General features: G+C 47.9%; 16 protein-coding genes. 6 read left to right on the top strand and 10 right to left on the bottom strand.

Annotated features, from left to right (window positions below):
* Positions 1 to 154 precede the first annotated feature (154 nt).
* Positions 155 to 451: a hypothetical protein gene (locus tag ACWGXF_RS23275; protein WP_046462404.1), complete on the bottom strand. Its 297-nt coding sequence runs from the start codon at positions 449 to 451 to the stop codon at positions 155 to 157.
* A gap of 71 nt (positions 452 to 522) precedes the next feature.
* Between ACWGXF_RS23275 and ACWGXF_RS23270 the strand changes: the two genes are divergently transcribed.
* Together ACWGXF_RS23270 and ACWGXF_RS23265 are read left to right on the top strand one after the other, a co-directional pair.
* Positions 523 to 846, top strand: a complete 324-nt coding sequence (locus ACWGXF_RS23270) for a hypothetical protein (RefSeq protein WP_131667166.1) — start codon at positions 523 to 525, stop codon at positions 844 to 846.
* A gap of 613 nt (positions 847 to 1,459) precedes the next feature.
* On the top strand, positions 1,460 to 2,215 hold the full coding sequence (locus tag ACWGXF_RS23265; RefSeq protein ID WP_223305756.1) for a hypothetical protein: 756 nt from the start codon (positions 1,460 to 1,462) through the stop codon (positions 2,213 to 2,215).
* A gap of 87 nt (positions 2,216 to 2,302) precedes the next feature.
* Here ACWGXF_RS23265 and ACWGXF_RS23260 read toward each other — a convergent pair whose 3' ends face one another.
* The 3 genes from ACWGXF_RS23260 to mobI all read right to left on the bottom strand — a co-directional run bounded on the left by ACWGXF_RS23260 (position 2,303) and on the right by mobI (position 4,749).
* Complete coding sequence (locus tag ACWGXF_RS23260) at positions 2,303 to 3,427, bottom strand: HEPN-associated N-terminal domain-containing protein (protein ID WP_080944558.1); 1,125 nt, start codon at positions 3,425 to 3,427, stop codon at positions 2,303 to 2,305.
* A gap of 27 nt (positions 3,428 to 3,454) precedes the next feature.
* Positions 3,455 to 3,892: a hypothetical protein gene (locus ACWGXF_RS23255; RefSeq protein ID WP_150115713.1), complete on the bottom strand. Its 438-nt coding sequence runs from the start codon at positions 3,890 to 3,892 to the stop codon at positions 3,455 to 3,457.
* Between the two features lie 323 nt (positions 3,893 to 4,215).
* Positions 4,216 to 4,749: a conjugative transfer protein MobI(A/C) gene (mobI, locus tag ACWGXF_RS23250; RefSeq protein WP_131667170.1), complete on the bottom strand. Its 534-nt coding sequence runs from the start codon at positions 4,747 to 4,749 to the stop codon at positions 4,216 to 4,218.
* A gap of 577 nt (positions 4,750 to 5,326) precedes the next feature.
* Here mobI and ACWGXF_RS23245 point away from each other — a divergent pair.
* The 3 genes from ACWGXF_RS23245 to ACWGXF_RS23235 are packed head-to-tail and all read left to right on the top strand — an operon-like array spanning position 5,327 to position 7,248.
* A complete protein-coding gene (locus ACWGXF_RS23245) occupies positions 5,327 to 6,343 on the top strand; it encodes a ParM/StbA family protein (RefSeq protein WP_046462408.1) in 1,017 nt (338 codons plus the stop codon).
* A gap of 12 nt (positions 6,344 to 6,355) precedes the next feature.
* Positions 6,356 to 6,709 (top strand): hypothetical protein, encoded by a 354-nt coding sequence (locus ACWGXF_RS23240; protein ID WP_131667172.1) that lies wholly within the window; start codon positions 6,356 to 6,358, stop codon positions 6,707 to 6,709.
* Complete coding sequence (locus tag ACWGXF_RS23235) at positions 6,709 to 7,248, top strand: thermonuclease family protein (RefSeq protein ID WP_080944559.1); 540 nt, start codon at positions 6,709 to 6,711, stop codon at positions 7,246 to 7,248. Before ACWGXF_RS23240 ends, ACWGXF_RS23235 begins: the two co-directional genes overlap by 1 nt.
* A 44-nt stretch (positions 7,249 to 7,292) precedes the next feature.
* On the opposite strand, the gene ACWGXF_RS23230 is transcribed toward ACWGXF_RS23235, so the two are convergent.
* From ACWGXF_RS23230 to ACWGXF_RS23220, 3 genes are read right to left on the bottom strand one after another with little or no spacing between them, the layout of a single operon-like run.
* Positions 7,293 to 7,877, bottom strand: coding sequence for a FlhC family transcriptional regulator (locus ACWGXF_RS23230; RefSeq protein ID WP_080944560.1), 585 nt, complete (start codon positions 7,875 to 7,877; stop codon positions 7,293 to 7,295).
* 9 nt (positions 7,878 to 7,886) lie between these two features.
* Positions 7,887 to 8,477 (bottom strand): hypothetical protein, encoded by a 591-nt coding sequence (locus tag ACWGXF_RS23225; protein WP_131667174.1) that lies wholly within the window; start codon positions 8,475 to 8,477, stop codon positions 7,887 to 7,889.
* A 10-nt stretch (positions 8,478 to 8,487) separates the two neighbouring features.
* Positions 8,488 to 8,940, bottom strand: coding sequence for a transglycosylase SLT domain-containing protein (locus tag ACWGXF_RS23220; RefSeq protein ID WP_223305757.1), 453 nt, complete (start codon positions 8,938 to 8,940; stop codon positions 8,488 to 8,490).
* A gap of 701 nt (positions 8,941 to 9,641) precedes the next feature.
* Here ACWGXF_RS23220 and ACWGXF_RS23215 point away from each other — a divergent pair.
* Positions 9,642 to 9,980: a hypothetical protein gene (locus ACWGXF_RS23215; protein WP_034367755.1), complete on the top strand. Its 339-nt coding sequence runs from the start codon at positions 9,642 to 9,644 to the stop codon at positions 9,978 to 9,980.
* A gap of 43 nt (positions 9,981 to 10,023) precedes the next feature.
* Here the strand turns inward: ACWGXF_RS23215 and ACWGXF_RS23210 are convergent, their stop codons facing one another.
* The 3 genes from ACWGXF_RS23210 to traF are packed head-to-tail and all read right to left on the bottom strand — an operon-like array spanning position 10,024 to position 15,919.
* Positions 10,024 to 13,467: a conjugal transfer protein TraG N-terminal domain-containing protein gene (locus ACWGXF_RS23210; RefSeq protein ID WP_046462410.1), complete on the bottom strand. Its 3,444-nt coding sequence runs from the start codon at positions 13,465 to 13,467 to the stop codon at positions 10,024 to 10,026.
* A 5-nt stretch (positions 13,468 to 13,472) separates the two neighbouring features.
* Positions 13,473 to 14,870, bottom strand: a complete 1,398-nt coding sequence (locus ACWGXF_RS23205; RefSeq protein ID WP_034367750.1) for a conjugal transfer protein TraH — start codon at positions 14,868 to 14,870, stop codon at positions 13,473 to 13,475.
* A gap of 8 nt (positions 14,871 to 14,878) precedes the next feature.
* Positions 14,879 to 15,919, bottom strand: a complete 1,041-nt coding sequence (traF, locus tag ACWGXF_RS23200) for a conjugal transfer protein TraF (protein ID WP_052951120.1) — start codon at positions 15,917 to 15,919, stop codon at positions 14,879 to 14,881.
* Between the last annotated feature and the right edge of the window lie 77 nt (positions 15,920 to 15,996).

The raw sequence follows: 15,996 nt of genomic DNA, 5'->3' as shown, positions 1-15,996 counted from the left end.
TTCCTCATGTCTGCGATTCTCCTGAATGGCGGACCCCTTGCTACTTCACATTGGTACGGCCTGGGGGGAGCAGGTCACAACTATAGATGACCAACTCCCGGTAAATTGTGCAGCTGCTTCAGTACGGTCCTGCTTGAATGCTTGTGTTTGAGAGTCACGGTTTGTCAGTGAGGACAATTCGCCCGATGTCGATGACAGCGGCCACGGCTAGTAGCACCGGGAGGACGTACTGCCCGATTTTGCAGACCATGGCCCAGATGCTGCCCCTGAAGATGCTCATGTATCCACCGGTTGCAGCTTCACCACTGGAAGGGATCATGAGTTGGGGAGGTTCAGCCAGGTAGCCAAAGAGAAAGTAGGCCAGAACAGCCAGCAGCAGATTGGTCCACCACGGCCAGCTGGCGATGACCAACGGCACAGCGACGATGAGAGGCTTGTTGGTGTTGGACATGGGCACCTATTGACGGTCTGTTGAGGTATCCAGACTCTAGGAGCGACGCCATTGCAACCTTCACTGCTGATTTGCCCAAACTGGACAAGTCCGCATTCCTGGTTGATGAAGTGCCAACAGTAGATTTTTGGCAGATCAACAAGGGGATGGTGATGATCCAGCTCACGGCCAACAATCTTCATGAATTGCTCACCGAATTGCGCACTATGGACTACCAGGTGCGTTCAAAGGTTGACTTCGGACAGCTGCCGACCTTTGGGGGTGAATGTCCCAAGTACACAGGCAAGGTGTGGAGCTGGGACGAGTCGCAGATCCTGATCGGGTCAGGCGTGGGCAGTGGTGATTTCGCTGGAGATCTGACAATCGTGTCCAGAGCAGAGTTTGAAGGGCATTGAACTATGCAGAGCACTTCAAATTCTCGCGGACGTACATTCCGTGCGCTTCGACTGGCGAGCACATCATTCGTGCGAGGCTTTCTTGCTTGGCAAGCGCGGCCTAAGACGTTTTGGAAGCAGCCAGCTATAGCTTGGCCACGGCGGCTGGACCATCTGGAGCTGGCCGAGTTGGTGTGCCACCGTGGTGGTGTTGTGAACTACAAAGCACTGATGGTGATGGAGGCCGTGATTGTGGAGTGCGCTCTTCGAGGCTCTGAAACCATGAGCGAACAAGACTGCGCGGCTGCGCTTTCAGACCAGATTCTGCACAGGGCGCTCAAGCGGCATGTGGGCCGGCAGGCTGTACGGTCGATACATTTCATGCTCCAGCGGGTGCGCTTTGATACTGAGTGTTGGTACTCATATTCCGGTGTGAGCTTTGAGCTGCAGAACCTCTCAAGGCGTGATCAGACCTGAGTGATTTCAACGCTTGCCATCTTTGCCCGCACTTGCGGGCTTTTTTGTGCCAAGTAACAGCGCCCCGTTTGATGCTGTCTGAGGAATTAAAACTGAACAGTGGTCTTCCGAATACATGGCTTTGGGCCAGCTGGATTCGGTCGGATACAGTGCGGAAATGCACGCATTTATCACCGACACATCATTTGACAGCCGCCTTCGATCAACCATTTCGGCAGCTTGGGCCGTCTTCGCTCGAAAGGTTGGCAGCACCCTTATACCCATCAACAAAGAAGCTTCAATGCAGCTTCAGTACGCCTTTGTGTTGAAGCAGCTCTTACCTATGGCACTCCAACACCCGGACGAACGAGCGGAGATAGAGCTGGAACCAGGCGTCAACATGGGCACAGGCTCAAACAATATCGATATCCTCGTCCACGGCGCGTCCGCAAGCGGTGAGACGAAGATTGCCATAGAGATGAAGTGCTATCGAAAGATAGCCGCATCGGGTCGCACGCGTGGTGCACACGACATATTCATGAAAGATGTCTATGAAGATCTACATGTACTGGAGCAGTATGTAGCTCAAGGTGTTGCATCGCGCGGCGTCGCCCTAGTGATGAACGACCTGGAACGGTTTGTCAATCCAAAAGCCAAAGATGGTAAGTGCTGGACTTATGACACATCGCACGGGCACACTTTTCAGGGCGGGCATTTCACTGTGCCGGTTGGAGGGAAAGATGTAAACATCCAGCTCGCGCGGTCATACACCTTCAATTGGGAAAAGTTTGGTCAGTTCTGGTTCTGTGAACTGGAGGGCAGATGTCCGCAAGAACTGCCCCGGCCTCACATGTCGAGCGTTGAAAGACGCTATCCCATACCTGGAAACGGTAACTATGGGGCGATAGCAGCTGCTGATCAGGCAGGCAGTTAGGTCATCACGTAGCGGAATGATGGCCGTTGATGGCCAACACCCCATCCCCGCTACCCATTCATCTCCCCTGTGTTTCCTGCATAACGCCTAAGCGGAAGTTGCCCAAACCGATTTCTCGAACTCGAAAGCAGGAGTGGGCGTAACGCCCCACTCACGTTTTGCAAGTCCGAGATCTTCTGGTCCCAGGAAGAGTGCAACATTCCAACCACTTCGATGTACGGTACTACGGTATGCAACACCATCCAGTGCACCGTCTACGAATTCATAGTCACGAAAGTACTCGGTGACGACTTGAGAGGGAAGATAGTCAATTTGTACTTTATCGCTTCGCGGTACGGGCTTCATGATGTCGTTCGTGAAGTCGTGCAAGAAGCTCAAAGTTTGGGCTAGTTCTGGCGGTTCATCAGAGAATATCCCAGGAATATCCGGCAAGGATCGCAGATCCAGTACTCGAATTGGGCGGGCCGAGCGCCATAGTCCCACTTTCCCTTTGTCTTCGCGTGTTTCCTTTAGTGCTGTTGTGGTGGAAGACGCGAGATAGAACATTGGAATCCCAGATGGGTTCAGGCGATTGCTCTGAAGCGCGAATTGGGGCGGAGGAGGTCCAAAATCGGTCGCTGTCACACGCTTGCGTTTGGGTATATCTGTTCTTGCACGCCAAAGGCGAATATCAACTGGTAGCTCTGTAATCAATTCGTGAAAATCAATTGAACGAGCAATTTTATTCAGCAGCGATGCTGGGGTGTAGGAGTCTCTATCATCGCTACCTGTAGCATGAAAGAAAAACCTCCGTTTGTGTTTCACTGTCGAGCAAAATGACTCCCAGCTGCTCCACAGGGCATCGTCAAGATCAAGTGTGGCAACGTCCTTATCAGTCCATGGTTCGTCAGTCATGGAACTCGCAATATCCGAGCGCAGGCTGCCTGTATAGTCTCTTGGAAAATCTAGGCCAATCTTGTCGAGCATGTCCCAAGAATCCCAATGTGGACCTAAGTAGCCACCTTCAGCTGAGCAATATGGAAGCTGGTCAACTGCTCTGCCATAGTAGCGCCTTAGGCGCTCCTCAATGTAATTCACAAGAACGTCAAAACCCACGGTAGGGGAGTCATATTTACGACATGCGTTGCATCCGCGAGGACCATTGTTCTCACGTATCCAGCTACGCAAGTCTTTGTCGGAAAAGCAAGATGAACAGACACGATTCAGACTCATAAAACTGCAAGTTAAGTGAATGAAAGATTAATAAATTGGTGGCTGAACGAACGAGGCCCCATATTTAGATGGCTGCTCAAGCCAAACCATTTTTTTATTGTCGATACATGCAAATGCCCCATTGGGATTGATGAAGAGATCCAGGTGGATAAGCGCGTAGCGACATGATCCATCACGGAGTATCGTCTTGTTACCTCTGTCAAGTACCCACTCTACAGGAGCTAATTCACTTAGTTCTTTAAGAGCTAAATCAATTTTTTGTTCAGTATCCTCAATTGAATCTGAGCGAATTCTTTTGAGAAGATCTTTAAGGAAAGTTCGAGCATGACCACTGTAATCTTTACGCAACTGATCTAAAATATTGTGATAATCAACCTTTTTGAAGTAATCATAATTCTCTGGAAGGACCAATTTCGTGAATGCAACTGCATCTTTGATCGTTGTTGGAAACTTGTCTAACTGCACGGGCATAAGTTTGATGGGGTGAATTAGCTAATCAGGACCAAGCCGACGATAGCGAGCATAAAGCACGTAGCCCAAAAAACAGCTATATGTGCGGAGTTCGTTTTATTGATGGATTCATGTGTCTGGAATGTGCCTACGTGTCTCTCGTAACTTTTGTGTTCTATTTCGCCGCGAAGTTCACAGGAGCGTTGGGTGGCTTGCGACATTGCACGCGCGGTATTAGAAGTCTTAACCCTGCTCGCTATCGTTGTAGGTGACAGTGTAGGGTTAGTCTTTACAGAGGCTCCATAGATTGAATTGTGTCGGCTCATGTGATCCCCCGATTAGCTGGACAATGATTCATACTCTCTCAAAGCTTTTCTAAACTTCGTGAGTATCTTCGCACGAGTCCGCAATTTTGCAAACGTCTTCTCGGCGTCAGCGACAACAGCTTGCACCCATGCTGGTTCACGCTGGAATGAGGACATGTCGTAGGAATCAGACTTTCCCTTTTTTATATGCTTAGAGAGAACTCGAATACTAGATTTTGATCTTTCCTTAGGTATTACGTTATTTCGATGCCAAGAGATCTCTAAAGAGCTATCTTTTATACGGACACGACAGCCCAAGTAAGTTTGCTGCTCCTTGGGCATTTCCTTTCGGGCAGTGAGCGATGTTTGATGGAAGTTGGCCGCAATCACATCTGCTTCGAGAGCAAGAAGGAGCAGCTGTGCTTCCACACCTTCTGCAGTGCTGAGCATGAAGGACTTGGCTGCGGCCTCAAAGTCGATGTCTACGCGATGCTCCCAGGGCTTCTCAAGCTCAGCACGGAGGTGATCGATATGAGCGCTGGGCGGCAGTGAGTTGTAAGAGGGCATAGAGGTTGATGGGAAAAAAATATGTCCCTTCCCAAGATACTATCTTCTATGGGCTGGGAAAGTTATTTCCCATAGAAGAGGGCTGGTGCAAGAAAACTTCCCTGCTGAGGCCTTCTAGTAGATCATCGAGAAGGTCCTAGACTACGTGCCAGGTGCTGGGATGTTCAGCTTTGCACGAACACCCAAAGAGTGGGAAATATTCCCTGTTCTCCATATTCTATGGGGAGTGAGGATGGATGGATGTGATTGATTGGATGCTTTGTGTTGAACATCTATAGGCATGTGACCAAATCTACGTGATCCTTTTTGGGTGTGAACCACAATGTTCCCCTCTTCTATGGGAAGCTTAGGAAAATTCCCGTTCTTCGATCTGGGCCTAGAGTGCACCTCAGGCGCGAAGAATTCGAGCCTCGAAGGAGGGGAGCAGAGATACTGGCCGTTATCCTCTGGGCTACTCTTGGACTTCAAAGCGACTTAGAGAAGAAAATTTTTCGTTGATAGTTCCATTTTATGCATCTGTGATGCTATGATGCCAAGCGTTACAAGTCGTTTTGAAGTCGTATCATCAGGAGGGAACATGGCGAAAAAAGGTACTGAAGCAGCGGAGAATTCTGAATTTATCCTCGGTATGGATATTGGCTACTCGAATTTCAAGCTGGCCTTTGGCCATCGTGAATCGGATATGACGACATTAGTCCGACCAGTCGGGGCTGCCCCTCTGTCGCTGATGCCTCAGAAAATTGGAGGCGGCCACGGCTCCGACTTTGTACAGGTCCTGGTGAACAATGAGCAATGGGCTGCTTGTGTTGAACCAGGACGCATCCAAGGCTGGGAGCGGGAATTGCACGCAGACTATCCCAGCACGAACCAATATAAGGCATTGTTCTATGCAGCACTGGCTCTGACAGAGCAACCAGTGATTGATGTGCTTGTGACAGGTCTGCCAGTAGATCAATTTAAAGATGAAAACACCCGTAAAAGACTGAAAGATAAGCTGACGGGTAATCATCAGATTGCAAATCAAACAACGATCGAAGTTAAAAAAGTAGTTGTTGTTCCTCAGCCTGCTGGAGCCTATATGGACATCAGCGAAAGCGTGCAGGAAGATGAAATCGAAGCTGTCATCAATCAGGGCCGTACAGTAGTGATTGATCCTGGATTCTTCTCAGTTGACTGGGTATCTATCGCTGCAGGTGAAATGCGCTATAACTCATCTGGTACATCACTTAAAGCGATGTCAGTACTTTTGGATGATGCGGCAAGCCGAATCAAAGAAGAGTTCGGAGGTCAACTGAGTGTTGAAAAGCTAGAATCTGCAATTGTCTCTGGTAAGAATGAAATCCCTTTGTATGGGAAGATGGTCCCTATCAAGAGCTATGTTGAAGAGGCCATCAAGAAGATCCCAGACCTCGCGCTAACTTCAATGAAGAAGTCCATGCGAGAAGAGGGACTAGATGCTGACGTTATTCTTTTGGCTGGTGGCGGGGCAACCTTTTATAAAGAGGCTGCCAAGCGGATTTTTCCAAAGGCGCACATCATCATGAGTGCGAATCCCGAGTTGGCCAACGCTCGCGGCTTCTGGATGCTGGGTTAAAAGGAGTTGATAGTGTCTAAAGCAGATCAAAATGATTGGGATGGGAAACTATCAAATATTAAGGTTTCCAAGTTCTCGCATCCCGAGCTTTACGGGGACTTGGTAAAAGTCAATCAACGCGACAGAGGGGAAAGATTGCGCACTTTGGCAATGCTTGGCCTTCAATCGTTGAACCTCTCGGCCTTGGTAACTGGTGAACCATTAGCTGTACCCAGAAATGTGGAGCCGGAGAAGAATGGTGATGCTGGTTCAGCTAAGAAAAATGTGCAAGCAACTGAAGAAACCAATCAACCTCCATCAGATCGAACCGTGGGGAGAGTGAGCGTAAATAAAAGCCGCCGTGACGCATTACTAGGCTCAATGTGATGATGAGGATCAGCGTATTAGCTAGTCTTGCATGTGCTTTTCTGCCACTGCAGGTAAATGCACAAAATTGGTCTGAGACTGGGAAAGTCATCTACGTTGACGATGGAGATACAGTTGTACTGCTTCGCTCAGATAACTCACGGCTAAAGATACGACTGAGTGATATTGATGCTCCCGAGTCGATGCATGGGCACAAGCGGCCAGGGCAACCGCTCAGTCAAAAGGCTACAGACTATTTGAAGTCATTGGTACATGGGAAGATCGTCAATGCTCACTGTTATGAGTATGACCGTTATAAAAGAGGCGTGTGCACCATCACCATTGATGGTCAGTCAGTTAACTTAAAAATGGTAGATGCAGGCCTCGCGTGGGCGAATAGAGCCAACCCAAGGTATGTACGTGACACCCGTGTATATGAGGCGGAGGTAGTCGCTAAGAAGCAGGCAATGGGGGTTTGGGGTCTGCCAAATCAAGTTGCCCCTTGGAGGTGGCGTAAAGACTGCTGGAATGATGCTGCCTGTGAAGGAGCTGAGCAATAAAAAAGAGCGCTAGAAAATCTAGCGCTCTTTTTTTTATGACTTGATCAGGCTGCAATCATTTTTGCTGGTTCATTCATCGGGAGACGAGCTGCATCATGGCAAAACGGACACTCAATGTATGTGCGCTGATTGACGCTGGTGAAGTATGAGCATTTGCAGGAATTACACACTGAAAGAGACGCCATTTCACTACGAAGTTCAGAGGCCAAGCACCAGGCATCCGTGATCGTGAAAGATGGCCAGCGCCCGTTCTTCATGCTGGGAATTTCATTGCGCAGGGTGTGATAGAGGCGGAACGCTTTGACCAGCTCAGGGATCTGTACAGAGATAGTCACATCGTCCCCTCCCAGGTTGTAGTACAGCTGCATGAGCAAAGATGCCTGGATCTTTGTCGCGCTGTTGTGGATCAGTGTCGTGCCGCTCCGCATGGTGCCGTGGTTTTTTCTTGGTCCAGTACCTTCATCTTGCTCAAAACCACTATAGATGCGGCGCAGTTGTTTGTGCGTAAGGCCGGTTTCGATCATGATGATCTTCGTAATGAATCCAGCTTTAGTCATCTGCCGAGCGAGAAGCAACTGTGTGAGCGACGCCATCTGCGCTTTGGGTGCTATCTGTGTGGTTCTGGACATGTCTTCCTCTTATGCAGTTATCGATTGTTGGATTTTCTTCAGCAGGATGTGCTGAAGGTTTCGCCTCCCGGAAATGATTTCGGCAATGATTGATTCGTCGAAACGAAGAGCAAAGCTCACTGCGAAATTTGTGGAAATACCGGAAAGCTGAATCAGCGTAGCGTTAGCGCACGCACGCACCAGGTTCAGGCCAACGCCAAAGGTCTGTGAAGCTGTTTCCACATCTTTTCGAGCCTGCACGCCCAACTGCACCCAGTAGAGATCTGTGCAATTGCTGGTGTCAGTGATCTCAAATGTCGGCTTGTAGTCCTTGTCTTCTATCCACTGGCAGATCTCGTGCTGGTTGGCGACCAGCTTAAAGCTCAGAACTGTGCCCGATGAAAGGTTTGAAATTGCTTCATCGGACAGCTGGGCCGCGAGTTCAACAGTGTGGCTTTTCAGGTTAAAGAGCTTGCCAGCCAGATCTGGGTTCTGAATGGCGACCTTTCTAAGAATGCCCCACAGCGAGGCATCAAGCTCTTTGACAGAGGGATCAGATTCCCCATACGTCAAGTCCTCAGCCCGGTCATCCAGCTCTTGAATTATGTTCGTTTGAAACATCAACATGTCATTAACCCAGTCGTTTCAAGTTTCTGTAGATGGCCAACACACGCGAGCCGTAGTTGCGCGCACGTTCAGGCTCAGTCCAGTTGTGATAACGGCCAATGCCCAGCTCAATGTCGCCGGGTGACGATTTCAGGGATTCGATGAGAATTTGATTTGCGACCCGTAGATTCGTGGGGGGGTCGAGCAGATCGGCTGCTTGCTTTACGCGGTGTCCATGCCAGAACAAATTCGTTTGGCACATCCCAATATCGATCTTGCGGCCATAAGCCTCAATCCATTCCGCCAGCTTCTTTTCTGCTTCTGCTTTCGTCTTGGCGTAATGAGATTGGGTAGAGCGCAGAGTCCAAGGCCAGGGGCTGATGTTTCCCTGGCCACGGCCAAAACCGGACTCAACGAGAGCAATCGTGTAGAGCAGAAGAGGGTCAGTGCCTGTGCTGGTTCCTTGTTGCTCAAACAACGACCCTCGCAACGAATCTGCAACAGAAGAAGTGTTGGTAGACGCGAGAACACCACCAGCAGAGCAGGCCAGGGGAAAAGTCAGAAGTGAAAGGATATGGCGACGACTGGGCAGGGAGGAGGTCGGTCGGCACAAGTGCAGAGACTGGGGCATGAATGCGGGTTATACAAAATGCGTTTAGAAGTTCATTTTCCGATACTGTAAAATCGTATCAGAATGTCAAATCCTTGTAATGCAACAGTTAGTCTTTTTTGGGATAGACGTTTTGTTACGAAGGTACACAGTTGCCCGTACCCGAGGCGATGAAAGGCGCGATTCGGCTGAATCGAGATGTCAGATGTAAAAGATGCGCAGGAGAAAGCAGCAAGGGAGGCGACGTGGCCAACGATGCGAGGCTGGTGGCAGCAAGGCCACAGATTGATCCCTACCCAGTAGGGAAGCCTTTTCGGCAGAGAGAACCTGCAATGCAGGTGATGTGTGGCACTAGGCCTTGAGGGACTGCACTTCGGCAGTAGCAGCCAGTTGAGCTGAGCAAGCAGCGTGAGGTGGCTGTGAGATCATTATAAGCACAGATGGCCCTATATGGGCAAGTGACTGTTTCTGGTCAGATTCATGTAATGAAGTTCTGCATGGGCGGCTCCCGAAGTTGCATTTTCTGAAGCTGTAGTAAATTAGATGTACATGAAGAGAGAGAGGAACCAATGCTGAATTTCAACAAGATCTTCTTGGTGTATGTCCCCGGAATTGCTTTGCTGTCGCTACCTGTAGCACCCCTGTTGAGTGTGTACGCGCTGGGTGCATGTGCTCTGTATCTGGCTTTCTTGCTGTTGAAGTTCATCAACAAGTCGATGGTCGCCACGATCTTGATGTGGGTCGGAGCCTCCTACTTCATCGGTGGGTTCTTGGCATTATTTGGCTTCGCAATAATGCGAGGGATATTTGCAACCCTCAAAGGTGGTGTTTCTTCCAGCGATCTGGACTTGCTAGACCCTGTTGTCGCAAATCCACACTTGCGGAAAAGAATATTTCCAGGTCAATAGAAAAAAACCGCTTCTAGAACAGAAGCGGTTTTTTTATAGCTAATTACTTACCGGGAGTATTCTGAGTTGCGTTCCAGGCCTTCACATCTTTAAGAATAGGACCCGATTGCCCATCCTTAGATCCTTGGTGCACACCGGCATTGTATATATCCTTATACATGCTGAGTGCGAATCGGTTGTCCTTTTCCGACAAGATTGCTTCACCGCTCGAATTTCTGAGAATTTCTCCTGATGAATCCCTTTGCGCCAAGCTTTCACGAAGACCCTTATAACCGGCATCAAGTCCGGCTTGATCATTGAACTTTGCAGAAGCGAAAATCTCAGCCTGATATCCTGGTAAACCGTGCTTCTCTTGGGCAAAGCGTTTCGTAAGACCCTTCATCTCGGATTTATGATCATCCAAGAACCTTGCTGCAGTAGTAGCGCCGCCTGAGTACGCTTGGGCGAGGCCTTGGGCCATGAATGCACCGGTTTCCTCAATGCTCATATTCTTGGTGTGCTCTGAGAAATTAGACTTTCCAGTTCGCCATTCATTAAAAGCATTGGTCGCCTTGGCCGAGACACCCAGCAAGGTATTGCCGAGATAGCCTACTGCTCTTTCGCCTGTACTGCGATTCTTGAAATCTTCTTGGAACTGTTTGATTCCTTCGCCATTAGGATCGGCAAGAATCCGGTCATTCTGATCATTCGATGTCTGTATATTGGAGGCAGTGCTTTTCCCGAACTCCATGAATGAACTGCTCAGATCCTTAATTTGATCAAGTGTTCCCATGTCGCGTTGAGCAAAACTTGTGGAGCTTGATTTATTAATAATCTGATCTTTAATAAAATCGCTTTGATCATTGGCAACTCCATCAAGAGCACGGTTTCCGCTTGTAACCAATTTGCCTGTCCTACTTTGATGATCTGCAATGACAGATCCTGGCCCACCAGGTTGTCTCTGAGCTTGAGTTGTGACTGAAGACAACTTCCCATCATTAAAGTCAGGTGCGCCGGATACACGTGATCGAATCTCTTCAGTATTGACACCTGTAGGCGCCTGATTTTTCAGATCAGTATTTCTGTTCGGATCACCTGTGAAATCAAGACTCCTACCAGTAGCTTGACCGATGATACGCATGCCTTCAGCTAAGCCAGCAGTGCCATTTCCATTTGCATAATTGCTAGAGTTTGTCAGTGCTTGAAGTTGTGCCGCATTGCGAGCTACATTTCTGTCCATGTTGTAGCTATTCGCAAATCGATTTTCCAACGCAATCGCTTCTTGCCTTACCGCTTGGGGTGCATTTTGCACAGCATTGTTCAATCTGCTCTCTGCTTCGGGAGATGCAGATATAGCACCCCCAAGAGTTTTCATATCTGTGCTGGTTTGCTGTCCCAGTGAACTTTGCATGTTCTGTAGAGAGGTAAGACTTTCAGTTGCAGCAATACTTTCCTGAGCTGATTGTGCGACTTGTCTTGATGAACTGTCAGACCATGTTTTTGTGAAGGAATTACTACCTGAATCTACCGCCTGATGGGTAAGCCCAGTTGTCAGGGCTTGAGAATCGGATGTGGAGAATGAAACCCCTTGTACAGCCCTCATGACGCTATCTAATCTTCCTCCTTCGCTCGCCGTGTTTGATTTATCTGCCGAGAGTGCTGCGCTTAATGCTCCCTGCAGGCCTGCACCCTTTGCACCTGCGCCGCCCATTGCGGATAGAGTAAGAGCACCTTTAATTGCGTCTACCGTGGATTCACTTAACCCATATTGCTTACCAATTTCCCTAGCCTTGTTATCGATCATTTGGCTCTGTTTTGTGCCCATCGACGACACTGAGCGCCCTAAAGATTGCATTCTCTGGAACTGTTGCTGAGCACTTCCACCTTCGGTAACGCCACGAGAAACATCTTGCTTAAATGCATCTGACTTAGATTGCTGAATTGCAGAAGCTGAAGATATTCCGCTTGAAACGGCATCGCCAAAATTCATACTTGAATTTAAGTTCTCTGTCCCAGTTTTCTGTATTCCACTGAAGGAATTCCCGCTATGCATCGGCATCATGCTAACAAGTGGGCCACTTTGCAACGCATCGGGACTCGATAACTTCTCGTTAATATGATCGCTTCCGTTCACACGACCAGCAAGGCTTGTAAATGCATACGTGCTTCCAGTGACGATGAAGAGAGAAATAATTGGTGTGGAGGCAGCAAGCATGCCGCCAGTCGCAATCCAGTTCTGCAGAATTTCACCGGCTGTGTTTATGGCATAGAATGAATCAAGTCCAGGTAGATTAAGTTGAGCTATCTTATTTGTCGATATCACATGAATGTAGAGATTGACGACTGCGAGGACAGGCATCCAAAGCTGAATCCATAAAACAGTCAGGAAATACTTAACCAGCAATCCTATACCGAAGCTTCCCATCACCATGAGCATGGCCATTATGGGTGTGAGCGAGTACACGAAACCCTCAAAGAACGCCATCATTGGCCGCGCTACCGTAACGAACATTGACTGCTCAGTAGCCCATTGGGTATTACGTTGTTGTATAGCTTGGTTCACCATTACGGCTGATCCGAAGTCAAGCATGTCCTTGTATTTTCCAACAACAGCATCGTTGTACAGTGGCTCCAATATAGAAGCCTTCAGATATTCGTTTGCAGATGTAGACGCTTGCCCAAGTGCCTGGATAGAGTCTTGAATGCGCGAAGTCGCTTGTCCAATATCAGGTCTGTTCAAGCCGATTGCTGCAGAGATAGCCTGTTGAACACGCATATCTGATATGGAGTCTAATGATGCGCTTAGATAAAACCACCCTTCAGAGCAGGTATATTCTTCTCCATCTATTTCCCCAGGATTTAAATAGATTCTTGTTCCGTAGAGTGATGACATGAAAGGAAGAACCTCCGTCACCTTGCCAGTCATCATCGATTCGACGGACACTAATCCTAAGTCAATTTTTGTAAGTGTACATTCGCGGATATAGTTGTCCCAGCTCTTTCTGATATCAACAGAACCACCGCCCATAGCATCATTCATTGCGACATAAATTCCCGATTTATCAAGATTTCGTCGGGTGTCATTGAGCAGTTTTAATGATTCTGCAAACTCCGTTCTTGTAATGCTCGGTGCGATGATGCTAAATCCGGTCGTGAATAGATCTGTGACCGTGTACCCGACATTGGAAATTACTCCTCCTGTGAATCCAATTCCTAACGGAACGTTGGCAACTACGCGCACATTCCCATCGTATGCATCTTCAATTGTCACGACTGTAGCGGGACCGAAGAAGCACATGTAGCAAACCCAGCAAACTAAAACTTGTTGAAATTCGATTTGCTTAGCACCTTGCAATAGCGACTTGACACAAATTATTAGAACGCCGAAAAGCATCCCAATCATGACGGCCTTTTCAAGATCGCCTGCACCTGTGATCATTGCAATGCCAATAAGTATTTGCTCTAGGAACGTCGAGTCACCTATTGAGTAAATCGTGAATGACATCATGATGTTTATGGCTTCGGAGCGGAGGTTAATGTGGAGAGTGCATACTTTTGCTTTCTTGAAATCTCCAGAATTGAGCGATATCGGTCAATAATTTTTGATAAGTCACCGTATTCGCCACGTAGGGCCGAATAGTCACTGTCAAACTTGCTTTTTGAAATATTAATTTCGTCAAGTAGTTGTTTTTTGTTAGCGGAGTCCGAAGAGCTAATTACAGCGAGCGCAACTCTGAAGAAATCATCGACAACCTTCTTCATCATTACTAATGAAATTGCGTCTGCCGAATCATTGGCGAACAAGACGGCAGAGTCATAAGAAACTATTGATAGGTTTCTTATGATCGCTCCCATACCACTAGGCATGGAAGTTGTGAATGCTTTCTCAGTTTCAGAAAGAACGCCACTATTGGTTGCATACTTGTAGATTACGCCTGGAGTTGTGCCCCCTCCGTGAAGCAAATCAACAATCTTGGTTCTCATACCCTTGATGGTTACTCTCTTGGTGGTAGGGGAGTAGCATTGATCATCACCATTACAAGTATAAATTTCAAGATTTCCACCTTGGATAAGGTCTTTAAGAGTAATGAGTCCGCCTGGGAGCGTAATGATCGGGTTGGTATTTTCCTCGCCGGAAGAAGTCCCCGTTTTGTCATTCACCATGTCACCAACAACAATCGAGCCTGTCATAGACATGATGGTTTCAAGCAACTCTGTATCGCCGTATGTAAACCAAGAGCTAGCATAATTCTGTTTCATGGTTTTCCACAGAATATTGCCAGTCATTCTTTTATAAACTTCAGGCGATTGATCCCTGATTTCTTTAATTGGTGTTTTTCCGCCTGTTTCTTGCTTTGTAGAGAAGAAGTCTTCAAATAGACCATTGGCAGAACCCATGAGCGAAGCATCTGTTTTGTTCTTGAGATCCATACCGGAAGTCAGGTCATTAACAAACCCTTGCGCAAGTTGGCAAGAATTACCAAGATGCTGGTTGAGTTCCTGAATCTTCTTCTGGAAGGATTCAATCCATTTCGCCCCATCAGGAAATACATTGTCTAGTGCTAATTGGAATGCGTAGCCTTTGGCATTGGCTGCAACCGCTCTCAATAGTTGGACCAACTGCTCTGCATTAATAAAGCTGAATGATCCACCAAATAAATCAACGCCTCCACATCCGGCTTTCCATGATGGGGGTGTGAACGCAACCAAATTCGTATCGTAGATCTTTGATTTGGTAGTGAATCTCCCCCCAGAAAGAACGCCACGACGTTGTGATTCATAAACACCAGGAGGGGTCACATTCGTCATCTGGCCGAAGACGCCATCAAGCTGTGACTGCAGGCCACCAGCGTTTAACAGAGTAGGGGATAGCGATAGAGCAACAGCTGCAACAGATAATTTGAGTTTCATGATATTAATTACTTGGTATTCAGGCGGGTTCTGATGTATTCCATCAGTTTGCTTGGTTCAACAAAATTGGATTTGCCATTTGTCTTTTGCTGAATCCTTTCTAAGTCTTTACCAAAAATCGATGGATCTAATTTCTCTGCAATGTTGTTATCTGTCGTGTAGATTGGCTTCGTCTTTTTATACTCTTCTTCAGAAACCCAGCCATTCCGTTTGGCAGCAATAATAATTCTGTGCTTCATCTCAGGAAGAGAGAGTGCCCCTTGCCCAATTGGCTCAAATTTCCCACTTGGTGAAACTAAGAACGTTGCAGGAAAATTGACGATATTTAGAGTTTTAGCATGGCCACTATCCGTCTTGAAATTTGGGAATATGTTGTCTTTGAGAGGTCGTCCAGTTACCGAGATTGGAACGATAGTGAATCCTTGAGCCTCTAGCATCTTCACAATAGAGGCTTGAAGGTTGCTATATTCGTCGTCTTTAAAAAAGAAAAAGATGCCAGCACGTTGAGCAATAGAGTCGATGAGGGCGCTTTTCTCTTTACCTGCCTCAACATCTAGCTTTTGAGATGCAAACGTCGCTGCAGGACGCCGTGAAATTTCATCCAGATATGGATCACCCAGAACGGCCATCTCAGTAGCATTTGAAAACTGCTCCGACCTATCTATTGCAAATCGCTGGAGATACATGAATGCGCGAACGTTCTCCACTGTCGGGTTGTCCCAGGCCGCATCCTTGTACTTGGGGAGGTTTTCGCGCACCCAAGCAGCTGAGAAAGGTGCTGGCCCTTTCTCCACTGCTGGAGGAACAGATGCAGGCTTTGCAGGCGGTGACTGTGTTGGTGCTACCTGAGGCTTGGGTGGTGGCTTAGGAGGCTCTTCTTCATCATCCTCAGGCTCTGGGGCATACCAGAACCATCCTTCGCTCTTGCGGTCGTAGAAGCGAACAGGGGTCTCTTCGATCTGCTGTGCATATGCTTGACCAACCCCCATACAGATTGCGTTGGCCAGGGCAATCAGAATGCAGCTACGTTGAAATGCAGTGGTATTCATCAGTCACAAATCCTCTTGTGACTGATCGTATGGATATGGTTATCTAGGCATGCATCGGCCTCTGCCCTTATAGGGCT

The organism is Comamonas sp. HJ-2 (genome assembly GCF_053615495.1).
This window is presented reverse-complemented; position numbering and strand designations above follow the sequence as displayed.